General features: G+C 42.4%; 11 protein-coding genes. 7 read left to right on the top strand and 4 right to left on the bottom strand.

Annotation, left to right across the window (positions count from 1 at the left end):
- Position 1 precedes the first annotated feature (1 nt).
- The 4 genes from AB3N61_RS03955 (at position 2) to zigA (ending at position 5,121) form a co-directional block, all read left to right on the top strand.
- Positions 2-496 (top strand): SRPBCC family protein, encoded by a 495-nt coding sequence (locus AB3N61_RS03955; protein ID WP_020771325.1) that lies wholly within the window; start codon positions 2-4, stop codon positions 494-496.
- A gap of 533 nt (positions 497-1,029) precedes the next feature.
- On the top strand, positions 1,030-3,438 hold the full coding sequence (locus AB3N61_RS03950; protein ID WP_367898531.1) for a TonB-dependent receptor: 2,409 nt from the start codon (positions 1,030-1,032) through the stop codon (positions 3,436-3,438).
- Positions 3,439-3,447: 9 nt separating this feature from the next.
- Complete coding sequence (locus tag AB3N61_RS03945) at positions 3,448-3,837, top strand: hypothetical protein (RefSeq protein ID WP_020771099.1); 390 nt, start codon at positions 3,448-3,450, stop codon at positions 3,835-3,837.
- An 87-nt stretch (positions 3,838-3,924) separates the two neighbouring features.
- On the top strand, positions 3,925-5,121 hold the full coding sequence (zigA, locus tag AB3N61_RS03940; RefSeq protein WP_367898530.1) for a zinc metallochaperone GTPase ZigA: 1,197 nt from the start codon (positions 3,925-3,927) through the stop codon (positions 5,119-5,121).
- 66 nt (positions 5,122-5,187) lie between these two features.
- On the opposite strand, the gene AB3N61_RS03935 is transcribed toward zigA, so the two are convergent.
- Positions 5,188-5,634, bottom strand: a complete 447-nt coding sequence (locus AB3N61_RS03935) for a methylglyoxal synthase (protein ID WP_020771240.1) — start codon at positions 5,632-5,634, stop codon at positions 5,188-5,190.
- A gap of 93 nt (positions 5,635-5,727) precedes the next feature.
- Between AB3N61_RS03935 and AB3N61_RS03930 the strand changes: the two genes are divergently transcribed.
- On the top strand, positions 5,728-6,534 hold the full coding sequence (locus tag AB3N61_RS03930) for an FcpA-related putative periplasmic flagellar protein (protein WP_232421092.1): 807 nt from the start codon (positions 5,728-5,730) through the stop codon (positions 6,532-6,534).
- Positions 6,535-6,705: 171 nt separating this feature from the next.
- Here AB3N61_RS03930 and AB3N61_RS03925 read toward each other — a convergent pair whose 3' ends face one another.
- The 3 genes from AB3N61_RS03925 to miaB all read right to left on the bottom strand — a co-directional run bounded on the left by AB3N61_RS03925 (position 6,706) and on the right by miaB (position 10,744).
- Positions 6,706-7,542 (bottom strand): hypothetical protein, encoded by an 837-nt coding sequence (locus tag AB3N61_RS03925; protein WP_036090808.1) that lies wholly within the window; start codon positions 7,540-7,542, stop codon positions 6,706-6,708.
- Positions 7,543-7,628: 86 nt separating this feature from the next.
- Positions 7,629-9,398 carry an LptF/LptG family permease gene (locus AB3N61_RS03920; protein ID WP_020771445.1) on the bottom strand — a complete coding sequence of 590 codons (1,770 nt, stop codon included), beginning with the start codon at positions 9,396-9,398 and terminating at the stop codon, positions 7,629-7,631.
- Positions 9,395-10,744: a tRNA (N6-isopentenyl adenosine(37)-C2)-methylthiotransferase MiaB gene (gene miaB / locus AB3N61_RS03915; RefSeq protein ID WP_036090804.1), complete on the bottom strand. Its 1,350-nt coding sequence runs from the start codon at positions 10,742-10,744 to the stop codon at positions 9,395-9,397. Before miaB ends, AB3N61_RS03920 begins: the two co-directional genes overlap by 4 nt.
- A 118-nt stretch (positions 10,745-10,862) precedes the next feature.
- On the opposite strand from miaB, the gene AB3N61_RS03910 reads away from it, so the two are divergent.
- Together AB3N61_RS03910 and AB3N61_RS03905 are read left to right on the top strand one after the other, a co-directional pair.
- Positions 10,863-11,507 (top strand): hypothetical protein, encoded by a 645-nt coding sequence (locus AB3N61_RS03910; RefSeq protein WP_020771254.1) that lies wholly within the window; start codon positions 10,863-10,865, stop codon positions 11,505-11,507.
- On the top strand, positions 11,479-12,120 hold the full coding sequence (locus AB3N61_RS03905; protein WP_367898529.1) for a hypothetical protein: 642 nt from the start codon (positions 11,479-11,481) through the stop codon (positions 12,118-12,120). Before AB3N61_RS03910 ends, AB3N61_RS03905 begins: the two co-directional genes overlap by 29 nt.
- Positions 12,121-12,237: the final 117 nt, after the last annotated feature.

The raw sequence follows: 12,237 nt of genomic DNA, 5'->3' as shown, positions 1-12,237 counted from the left end.
CTTGATATTCGTTTGCCGTTCTGAATTCGATTGTAAGGTTTCCGAATTATTCGGATTTCATGCCGGACCGGACGGTTTTTCCGCCTTGGTAGGTTCTTCCAAAAAAGCAAAAGTGATTCTACCGCCTTCGTCTTTGGAACCCGGCTCAAAAGCAGTCGTAAGAGTAAAAGTTTTTCCCGGAATTTCTTTCCGCTGGGTTGCTTTGCATACCGAATTAGATCCTGGCAAACGTTTTGTCGATATCCAAGAATCGGGGCCATTTGCAAAATTTAAACATGAACATATTTTTATCCAAACCGGTGAAAACTCTTCGGTGTTAGAGGATAGGATCACCTGCACTCCACCTTGGTATTCAAATCACTTCTTGTTTGAGTTCCTCCTTGAAAGAATGATGAAGAATGAATTCCACATTCGGCATAAAATTACAGCCAAAGAGATCGGTTGTAATTTCAGGAACCAGTTCTGCGGAAAGGTAAAGCGGCCGCCTCAAGGTTGAGAATTCCCTATTCCTCAGAAACAGCCAGGTCCATTGACAGCGGAGGTGAGCAAAAAATTGCTTGCTTATTAATAACGATTTATCATTATTGAAAAAAATGGGATTCTTCGTAAAAAAACGAAAAAACGGACTTAGGTCCTTCTTTGCGTTATTCGCTTTTTGCGGCGGACTTCTGCTTACAAGCGTGCATTCCCACGCTGATATTTCCGAAAAGGGAATATTTTCCAAACATTCACCGAAAATTTCCTCGGAATCCTGTTTTCTTTGTATTCATATCCAAATCAATTCGGGTGCAAACCTTATCCAAGGATCTGCAACTGAACAACCTATTCGGGAATATAAGAAATTTATAATTCTCGCTTCTATTCCCGTTCAAATCTCCATACCGGGGATCTTGAAAGGCCGAGCTCCTCCTTTTTTCTCCTAATCAACGCGCATCTATCGCTTTCGGCGGTTTTGGCGTTCGCCATCCGTTTCGAAATTTACTTTGTATGTTGAAAACCCGACCTTAATAGGTCCGGAGTTTAGGAAGAATGAAAAGTACTTTATATAAATTTAATATATTAACCGTTTTTATCGCCTTGATTTTACCTTTCTCGGAAGTTTTTTCCCTGGATGTGAACGTCAAAGGGTTTCTTAAAGACCCGGAGGGTCGTCCAATTTCCGGCGCAAAATTGCTCCTTACGGAGAACAAGTTCATATCCAGGTCCGGAAAGGACGGAAGTTTCGAATTCCAACACGTTTCGCCGGGTAATTACACGTTAGTTGTTTCCGCACCGAACTATGAATTAAAAACGGAAAGATTCGAAATAAAGGATTTGGACAAGGTTTTGGATATCGTTCTAAAACCTTCTCTCTTGGAAGGTGTGGCAATCAACATCACTGCCAAAACTTTAGCTTCGGATTTTTTATCCACCCCACAACCCACCACGGTTCTTGAAGGAAGACAATTAGAAAGGTTACGCGGACAGAATGTTATGTCTGCTCTGGAAAATACTCCAGGTGCTTCGACTTTAACTACGGGAGCTGGGACTTCTAAGCCGGTAATCCGAGGTTTGACCGGCCAGAGAGTTCTTGTTATGACCGACGGTGTCCGACAAGAAGAACAACAATTTGGAGACGACCATACTGTCGATCTAGATGCATTTAACATTGATAAGATGGAGGTCGTTAGAGGTCCGGCTTCCGTTCTTTATGGTTCGGATGCGTTAGGAGGTGTGATTAACGTTATCCGTTCCAAGGCACCGACTGCAAAAGACGGCGCTCCTCGTTTGGGAGGAACTATATCCACGAATAGTTTTTCGAATAATAAACAAGACGCAGGTGCCATTTCCCTATTCGGTTATCATAAAGAGACCAACTTCGGCTACCGAGTACAAACGGATACAAGAAAGGCGGGCAGGATAACCACACCAAGGGGAACTCTTCCTAATACCGGCTTTAATGAAAGAAACGTAAACGCGTCTTTGGGAACGGATGGTTCCTGGGGGAATTTTTATGTGGATTCATTCCAGAGATACCAAGAACAAGATTTATATGATAACCCGAACGAGTCTCCCGGGGCAAGTGCATACCAAACAGTCTTTCATCAGAAAACTCATATGCATGCATTCTTCATCCTTCCCTTTGTGAACGTCGAATTGGATGCGGCTTATCAACGAAACAATCGAAGAGAGATTGAAGATAAGAATAGATATATGCCGATCAAGGATACTTTGTTGGATCCGTCTATCGATTCGTTCACAAAGGTAGCTTCCGCGTATCAAGTGAATAAATACGATTATAAGCAGGGTTTAAATCTCTCCTTAGACACCACAACGGCGGATGCGAAAGTCCATCATAAAGAATGGAAGGGTTTGAAAGGTACTGTCGGTATTTCCGGAATGCAGCAAAGAAGTAATACTATCGGGACGGAACCTTTGATCCCGGGTTACGGCCTGAGTAATATTGGATTTTTCTTATTCGAAGAGTGGAAGCTCGGGGATTTCAGTTTTTCCGCAGGGGCTCGAACTGATAAAAGAAGTATGGACGTTCGTGCGAATGCGGATTTAGGGAATTTGGAGCAAACCAGAAATTTTTCCGCGAGCACAGGAACTCTCGGGACTGTTTGGAGATTTGCAAAAGATTTCTCTTTGGCCTTAAATGCAGGTAGAGGTTTTAGGGCTCCCACTCCTTTTGAGTTATTCGCTAATGGAGTTCACGAAGGAAGCGGCAGATTCGAGATAGGTAAAGAAACTTTAAGACCGGAAACATCCTTGAACTACGATGCGTCCGTCCGTTTTGCGAACGATAAATTCCAAGCTGAGCTTAGTGTTTTTAGGAACAAGATCGATAATTACATTTATTCGGTAAGTGCAGGAGCCACCGACTTGGATTCCGGTTTACCGGTTTATAGATACCGACAAGACGCCGCTAAATTAGAAGGTGGAGAATTCAGTTTTCAAGCCCAGGCAACTTCTTGGTTAGTACTAACGGGAGGTATCGATATCCTAAGAGCTACCATACAGAAGAATATTCCACCTGAAATCATTCTGAATCCTGCGGGCACCGATCCTAATTCGGTATATACGGACGTTAACAATAAGTATCTTCCGAGGATGACACCGAACAGGGCCCGTTTAGGTTTACGATTTACAACCGACAAACTTTTCGGGATCTCCAAACCTTACTTCTCTGTAAACGGCACTTTCGTTCAGTCCCAATATAAAGTCGATAACAGGGAAACTCCCACCCAAGGTTATAATTTATACGATCTCGGCTTCGGTGGAGAGATTCCCGGCTTAACGAACGGAACCGAATCTGCAACTTTCGATGTGGCAGTTCTGAACGTTTTCGATAAGGAATACGTGAACCATCTAAGCCGTTACAAAGAATACGCTCTAAACCCCGGGACTAACGTTACCTTCAAGACAACGATCCCGTTTACTCTGATCTCAGAATGAGGAATTTTTATGGATTTTAGATCATTTACACTTTCTATCTTTATAATATTATTATTTTCCTACTGCACCTCCGATCCACAAACACAAAAGGAGAAGGAAGATTATCAAAATCAGTCTTTGATCTCGGCTGCATTAAACGGAGACCAAAGGTCCGATTGTGTCTACTGTTCAGACACTAGAGCCTTCGAAGGAAATTGTTCCTGCTATAAACAGATCCCCGTCTTTTCCTGTGCAGGTATTCCTTCCGGCAAAGGTAAATCTAATTCTTATAAGATCTCTTGCGACGAGTTGGTGGAATTAGGGACTTGGACTCAGGTATCTTCCGATTCTTATTCTTGCAGTTATCTGACCTGCCCTCCGGAAGCGTATAGGGCAGCGTTTACAGAAGAAGGTAAATAATAAGCTCCCCAAGCTTATCGAATCCAACCTTTTAAAATTGAATTAGTTCCGGAGGAAAAGCTCCGGGACATTGATAGGACTATTCATATGAAATTGGAGAAAAAACTCCCTACTACCGTATTGTCCGGCTTTTTAGGAGCAGGAAAAACTACCGTTTTAAATCACATACTAAAAAACCGAGAAGGGTTGAAAGTAGCGGTGATCGTAAACGATATGAGCGAAATCAACATCGATTCCTCTTTGATTAAGAACGGTGGAGCCGATCTGGTCAGGACCGAAGAAAAACTGGTAGAGATGTCTAACGGATGTATTTGTTGCACCTTGCGAGAGGACCTTCTGCTCGAGATCCGTCGCTTGGCTTTAGAGAAAAGATTCGACTATTTACTCATCGAATCGACAGGTATCTCGGAACCGTTACCTATTGCAGAAACTTTCACATTTAGCGATGAAGGAGGAGCTAGCCTTTCAGATTTCGCCAAATTGGATACTATGGTCACAGTAGTGGATGCATATCATTTCCTGAAAGATTACGGATCTTCCGATGGATTGGCGGATAGAAACCTGGCCTTAGACGCTACGGACGATAGAAATATCGTGGATCTTTTGGTTGATCAGGTGGAATTCGCAGATGTGGTCCTTTTGAATAAAACGGATCTAATCACTGACGAGGAACTAAAAAAACTTCTACTTATATTAAGAAAACTGAACGCTACTGCAAAATTGATTCCTATCTCGGAAGGCCGTGTCCCTGTTTCTGGAATTCTGAACACGGGGTTGTTCGATTTTCAAAAAGCCTCGGAAAGTCCCGGTTGGCTACAGGAACTCAGGGGAACTCACAATCCTGAAACCGAAGAATACGGGATTTCCAGTTTCGTCTATCGCGCCAGAAAACCTTTTCATCCGGAAAGATTCTATCAAGCTATAGAATTCGAATGGGAAGGTGTGATCCGATCCAAAGGATTTTTCTGGCTGGCAACAAGGATGCAATATGCCGGGATCTGGTCCCAAGCAGGGATTTCCTGCCGAACGGAAATCGCCGGCCAATGGTGGTCTTCAACGGACTCTTCCTTATGGCCTAAAGACAAAGAGTCCAGAGAAGAAATCGAATCCGTATGGGAAGAACCTTATGGAGATAGAAGACAAGAGTTGGTGTTGATCGGGCAAAATTTAGATCGGGAAAAGATGACTAGAGTTTTGGACTCCTGTTTGGTGTCAGAGGAAGAATATGCAGGCGGACCGAAACTTTGGAAAACTTTTTCGGATCCCTTCGGATCTTGGGAATAAGTGTTTTACGATTTAGTTCCGTTTCGATCCGTTTGAACGTACCATATCGAAAAATAAAAGTGATTCCTAATAGATAGGAAGACCTGTATTGTAATCGATCGTCGTTTTTTTATAAGAACTGGAGAGAAGGTCGGAAGAGATCAAGTAATCAGCGGACCTTCTATTATTTGCAATTGGAATATTATAAAGAACTGCGATCCTCAAAAGGGCCTTAACGTCGGGATCATGCGGTTGTGCGGTTAACGGATCCCAGAAGAAAATGACCACATCTATTTCTCCGTCTACGATCTTTGCACCGATCTGTTGATCCCCACCGAGCGGTCCGGATAAAAATCTATGAACCGGTAGATCCGTTTTTTCATGAACGATCTTTCCTGTGGTCCCCGTCGCATAAAGATGATGTTTGGAAAGTATGTCCTTATGAAGTTGTACCCATTCCACTAAATCCTCTTTTTTATTATCATGTGCAATGAGTACGATACGTTTCGTTTTCGGGACTTCGGGGCTTTGCATATTGTGCTCCTAAATCAAATTCATCGGAAGCCTTTCCTAATGAAACCATTTTTATGGTTTATCTCTCGGAGTGGTTTCCCGATCCTAGTGTTAATGAAACTCGGCAAGCTTTCATTCTTAAGATATTTGTTCTTATTCTCATTGATCGCCCCCACTTCCTATCTATTTCCCCAAGAAGATCCGCATGATCGGCCTAAAAGGCTGGAGATCCTGATTCCTGAATCGGTGAAAGACGGCCCGTGGAGCGATGATCCCAACGAATTCAAGGATATAGATCTATTAGGAGATTTTTCTGAGGGTAATTCCAAACAGGCTTTGGAGAGAACGGAAGGTTACTTCTCCGCTGCATTGGACGGTTTCAAAAAAGTATCGGATAGTATCAAATCCAAGAGAGAAAAAGAAGAAGGCAAAGTCCTTGATTCGGAAAGATTTCCCTGGCAAAGAAAGACCAGGTTAGAGAACGCGGAAAGGCTTTGGAATAGGGAACTAACCAGAGCAAGATTAGATTCGGTCAAAAATTTATCTCTTGCTATGAAAAACCTGGATAAAATAGCGAACCCAAATATTAGAAAATCTGAATCTTTTCTTGAATTGCAAGCCGGCATCTATCGCGAATTCATTAAACACCAATATGCTTTAAAAAACTTCAATCAGTCTGCTGAATTTCTGGAGAAGTATATTTCCTTAGATCCTAAGTTTAACGACGAAGCGGAACCTCATCGTATTTTATCTCATTGCTACGAAAGGCTCTATCTTTCCGCTAAAAAGTCGGGTCATCCGGAAGGTATGGAATATTATAAGGATAGGAGAAAAAAACACGGGATATTATATGCAGAAAAAGCATACGGTAGGAACTCCTACGAATTCAAAAAAGTTTTGGAATTATTTGCAAGAGATTAAGTAAGCGCGTTTGTTGGAATTCCAACAAGGTTTATCAGAAGATAATTCTATTGCACGTTTTAAGAAAATGTGGTAAGGCGTATGCGATCTCCCACGAACCACTCCCCCCAAATCCCAATGCAGGGCGGGGGCGCCCCTTTGCCCGTATAGTAGGAGTTCCGACACTCAGATCTAATAATTTTCAGGAAGTCCTAGTTCTTTTCTAAGGCGTTTGTTTTCCTCGACCAGATCTTTGATTTCTTGTTCTGTATACTCGAACAATTTAGTATGAGCCTCGAGGATATTTTTCATCTCGATCTCTTCAATGCTGGAATATTCCAAGGCTCTTTCGGTTGCCTTTTTCAGCTCAAGCGCATGTTTTAATTCCATAGTTTTAAGGTTGTCTATGATCTCGGAAACTTTCAGCCTTTCGTGAAGTGTTAGAAGCTCTTGGTTCTTGAGTTCATTCACCCTTTCGATCGCTTTGTTGATATCTTCATTGTTCTTTTTGATCTTAGCTTCGAACTCAAGGATTGCATGAAGAGCTGCGTTTGCTTTATGAGCATCTTTGTATTCTTTATTGGCGAGTTCAAAAACACCTTCGAAAAACCCTACGTTTGCCAGGCAACTATTCCCGATCTCGTTGGCCACCATCTTGAAAAACTCTGTTTGGATCACTCTATCCAAGATGATCCTTAAAGACCTAGGCTGGACCGGATTTTCTAAAACTTCGGTTTTACCTTTAGGTGAAAGTTTATTATATATTTCTTCCGCGTCCGGAGAAGAGATGATGGTAAGCGCTACAAACGGATGAAGTTCAAAACGTTTTAGGAAATCTTCCTTAATTTCTGCCCATTCTTTCAAATTAGTATTCACATAGAATACATTAATATCCTGAGCATCCAACTCTATCGATCTATAATCCTTTAACTGGACCTTACGCAGTTCGATATTAATTCTCGGATGTTTCCATATATGTACGGGGAATTCAGCTCCGGAAGTTATGTGCCAAATATTCGCGGTTTTCAAAGCCGACTCTCCCCCTTACTCGACGCCATAAATGAGACGCCGAAAGCCGATCCCGTCCTTCTAAAAAACGGAAATCAGTAACGATTTTATCGATTTCTCCATAAGGATAATTTTTTGAGTCCCTCTGTCAATTTTGTTTTTAGGAAAGAAAGGGGTCCTTCCATCCGGGCGAAAACGAGGGCAACCGGGGAAAAGAACTTAGCTAGGATCTGAAAGAAATTTACTACAGCGGGCGGAAAACGCATATCGGTTCGTTTTAACATAACAACAGAACCAATGATCGCGATCGCTATATTCCCACTCCATGGTCCTAGCCAAACCGGGAACTTGGAATTTTCGGAAATATTCGATCCGAATGTGAAAAGCGCCCAATACACAATGATCAAAACCACCGCCATTGTAAAACTCATCCCTTTTCCGGACCGTTTCACTACAAGGCCTAAAGGTAACGAGACTAAGGAAAAAATAATACAAGAAACAGGGATTGCGTATCTTCTCTGGATCTCCACATCGAATTGAGAGACTCTTTTTTTGGCCTCTTTTAATAAAGTAGTCAACTGAAGAACGATCGTAACACTCTGGGATTTTTGAGCATCCGAGATCGTTGGATCGTTCATGATATTTGGCAATTCCAATTGAAGCCGCAATACTCTATCTTTTAGATTTTCCGATCCATCCGAAGGAATTCCCATCTCTTGTAAAATTTCAAGTCCTGGGATCCTTTCCAATCTTCCCGCTTTGATATTATTTCTGATATCGATCAATGTCCATAAAGTGAATGAACCCGGATCCACATTGATGACTAGACTTTTTTTCTCTTCGGTTTTCGGAATATTATAATCCATCTCCCCTTTGCGGAGATCTCCCACCGAAAATTGTTGTTTAGCCCTATCCCATTCCAAGATCCAAGCGTCCTTCAAGCGGATGGATTTTTCGAATTCGCCATCAGGTCCCATTTTTTCCACCAAGGTACCCTTTTTAGCGGAAATAATTTGTGTAATATAAGATTCTCCTAATTGAATAGGACGGTTAGCTGCTCCCATGGAAAGAAGAAAGGGATCTTGGTTTTGCGGAATAAAAACAGTCCATTCACGGATCTGAACTCCGGAAAGTTCTCCCGTTTTCGCGTTCACACCTTCCGTATACATCGCAATCGCTTTTTCAGAACCTGCATTCTGCACCTGATCACCGGCAAACTGTCCCGGAGTTAATGCAAGAAGAGGGTTATAAGCCAAAACCCATTTATTGAACTCCGTCATTTTTCGGGTATTGATCGGAGAAAGATAGAAGCACAAGTAGGCAACGATAGCAGCTAAGAATATGCCGAACCCCACAAACACCACGTAAATCCGAGAGAATCCAATCCCCGCGGAACGTATCGCGGTAATTTCCGAGTCACCTGATAGCCTCCCCGCAGCCATCACCCCGCTCATCAAACAAGCCAATGGGGCAGTTGTAGGGAGAATGTTCCCCAACAGATAGCCGAAATAATCCAGAAGCCGGAAAGGATCCACACCCTTCCCCACAAAAAGACCGATCATACTTTTAAGTGCGATAGCCATATAGATGCTTGTGAAAAATAAAAGTGCGACTAAGAAAGAAGGAATAATTTCGGATAGAATATACCGGTCCAAGATCGGGATCCATCTCCAGAATTTTTCCCTGTCCGTATGAACAAAAAATCCGGGAGGAAGATCCGCAACGTTATGCACCCTTACGGAACGTAAATCTTTTCCTTCCGCTACTTTTCCGGCAGCTTCCGTTCCGAAACCTGTGGTATCAGTCCGATGAACTGCCTCGGACTTCTTTTTTTTTGGAGAGGAATCGCCTCCCGAAGTACGGGAGATCTTTTTCACTCGATCACCTCTCCTTTAAGAGTGGCACTAGTGGCAAAATTGATTTTTACGGAGACGGTTTTTCCGATCAGAGATTCAACGCTAACATTCTCCGGAATTTTAAAAACCGTCATTCTTCCGCAAGGTGTACGACCGCAAGCTTCCTTGGATGATTTTTTCGAAGCACCTTCCACCAAGATCGGGAACGTTTTTCCGATCCTGGCTTTGTTCTGTTCCAAAGAAATCGAGGTTTGAAGATCGACTAACTTGGTAAGACGTTCTCCCTTAACTTCTTCAGGTACGTCGTCCGGATATCTTTTCTGGGCAATAGTACCTTCTCTCTCCGAATACTTGAACATAAATGCCATGTCGAATCCGACCTTGCGAACCATATCCAATGTATCTTCGAATTGTTCTTCCGTTTCGCCGGGAAAACCTACGATAATGTCAGTAGTAAGACCGACGTTCGGAACGATCGTTTTGATCCGATCCACCACTTCCAAAAATTCCTCTTTGGAATAAGTTCTTTTCATATTTTCCAATACATCCGTATTTCCGGACTGTAATGGAAGGTGAATATTAGGACAGAACCTTGGATTCTCAGCCATAAGTTCTAAAAGATGAGTCGGAAAATCTTTAGGGTGAGGAGAAGTAAAACGGATTCTTTCTATATCAGTTTCTTCTAATAGAAGACGAACAAGGCCTGTAAAGTCCACACCTTCCGACTTATAAGAGTTCACATTTTGCCCAAGCAAAGTAAGTTGTTTTACGCCTTGGGCTACAAGATCCCGGGTCTCTCTTACGATAGAATGAGGATCTCTGCTTCTTTCTCTTCCTCTTGTATAAGGAACCACGCAGAATGTGCAGAAATTATTACAACCCCTCATGATGGTTACGAATGCCTGAATGCCGTTAACAACTCTTGGCTCTATTTCGTCATAAGTTTCGATCTTAGAAAGACGGGTCAGAGAAACGGGTTGTTTATCAGAGCGAATTGTTTGGATAAGTTCGGGAAGTGTTCTATAATTATCCGGACCGACCACCAGATCCAAAGGAAGTTCCTGATGGAATAGATCGTCTCCCAAATTCTGGGCCATACATCCCAAGACTCCGATGACCAAGTCCGGATTTCTTTTTTTCAGATAACCGAGACTTTGGAGCCTTCCGTAAATTTTTGCATGAGCATTTTCACGGATCGCACAAGTATTTAAAAAAATAACGTCAGAAAGTTCAGGATCGGAAACCGTCTCGAACTGAGCGCCTTGCATCAAACTGGACACGATACCCGAATCGTACTCGTTCATCTGGCAGCCATAAGTTTCTATATAAACCTTACCGGCCTTTTTTTCTACTTCTAGAACGCTCATAGGTCCAGTTTTGGAGAAGTAAAGACCCTGTCAACCCGCTCGAAACCTTAAAAAAAAGTTTCCTTTCCTGCTGGAATCGGATCATAATCAGAATCAGAATCCTCTTAAGACGAATCAGATGAATCGATCAGGAACAGGACTCAGCCGCAAAACGGACTATTATGTATTATTGGGCCTTTCCAGAGACGCCTCTCCCCAAGCTGTGGATGAAGGTTTTTATCGATATGTACAAGGTCTAAAGGAACATTCCTGGGTACCCTGGAAGGACTCGGAATTGAGAGAAGGTGCGGAAGCATACTATCATCTGTCGGATCCCACTCGGCGCAAACGTTACGATTCTTCCTTAGATTATGAATTAGTGCTTCCGGATCCGGAAGGAGTGCCGGAAGAATTTGAAAGATACTTCGAGGTCCAAAAAATTTCCACGCCTAAGGAATACGAAAGATTATACAAACAATTCCTAATGCTAAAATATGAAAGAGAAGATAAACTCTGGATCTTTAGGGCTACGGTATATTTTATACTGGCTTGTTTTGCAATATTGGTGCTTTCCTCTCTCGTTTTTGTAGTATTCCAAAAAAACGGCTGGCTCTCCACGAGCGCAGACCTTTTCTATCGTAGATGGGGACTCTTATTTTCCTGCACGTTTCTGGGAACGGCATATATGCTATTTCGAGTATTCTATCTGGAAAAAGTGATCACAATAAGAGAGAAAAAAAGAGAAATAGAGCAGAATGAAGAAGTCTCGGACATCGGATCCTAAAGCATTAACGGAAGACGAAATACAATACTATTATACCTTACTTCAAGAAGAAGTAACCGAGTACAACTGCGGAAGTTTATGTGCTCCTTCCAACGGAGGGATTCCCGTATGTTGCCAGGCGGACAACGCACTCCCTGCATTGTATAAAGCGGAATACGAAATGTTATCCAAAAGAACGGACTTATGGAAAGCGTATGTTCCGATGACTAGGGAAGAAAAAAAGGATTTTGCCGTATATGATCACAGGAAAATTACGTTTTGTGAATGTAAAGGAGTGGCTCATTGTGAAAGAGAAAACCGCTCCATCAGCTGTAGGACTTTTCCCTTAGAGCCATATTTAGACACAAGAGGAGTTCTGGTGGGATTGGTTTTTATGCAGGAATTCCAAACTAAATGTCCTCTAACCTCTAGGGCAAAGGACATCAGACAAGAATTCATAGACAATCACTTCCTATTTTGGGAAAAACTTCTGTTTAGAGTGGAATCAGAATACGAAGTTTATACTGAATCCAGTAAAGCGTATCGTAGAAAAAGAAAACGTACAGGTGTGGAATTTCCTATCTTATATCCAAGCCATCTCAAAGGGAAAGAATATCTGAAGCAGTATATTTAGAGAGAAACTTTGTTGGAATTCCTACACGGAGTAGCGGTAGGAAATATTGTTGTAAGTTTTAGTGAAATATGATAGAGGGGAACGAGCTCTCCCACAGGCCACTCCCCCCAATCCCAA

The sequence above is a fragment of the Leptospira sp. WS58.C1 genome, assembly GCF_040833995.1.
Lineage (GTDB): Bacteria > Spirochaetota > Leptospiria > Leptospirales > Leptospiraceae > Leptospira_B > Leptospira_B cinconiae.
The sequence above is the reverse complement of the archived record's forward strand: the minus strand, read 5'-3'. Positions and strand labels throughout refer to the sequence as shown.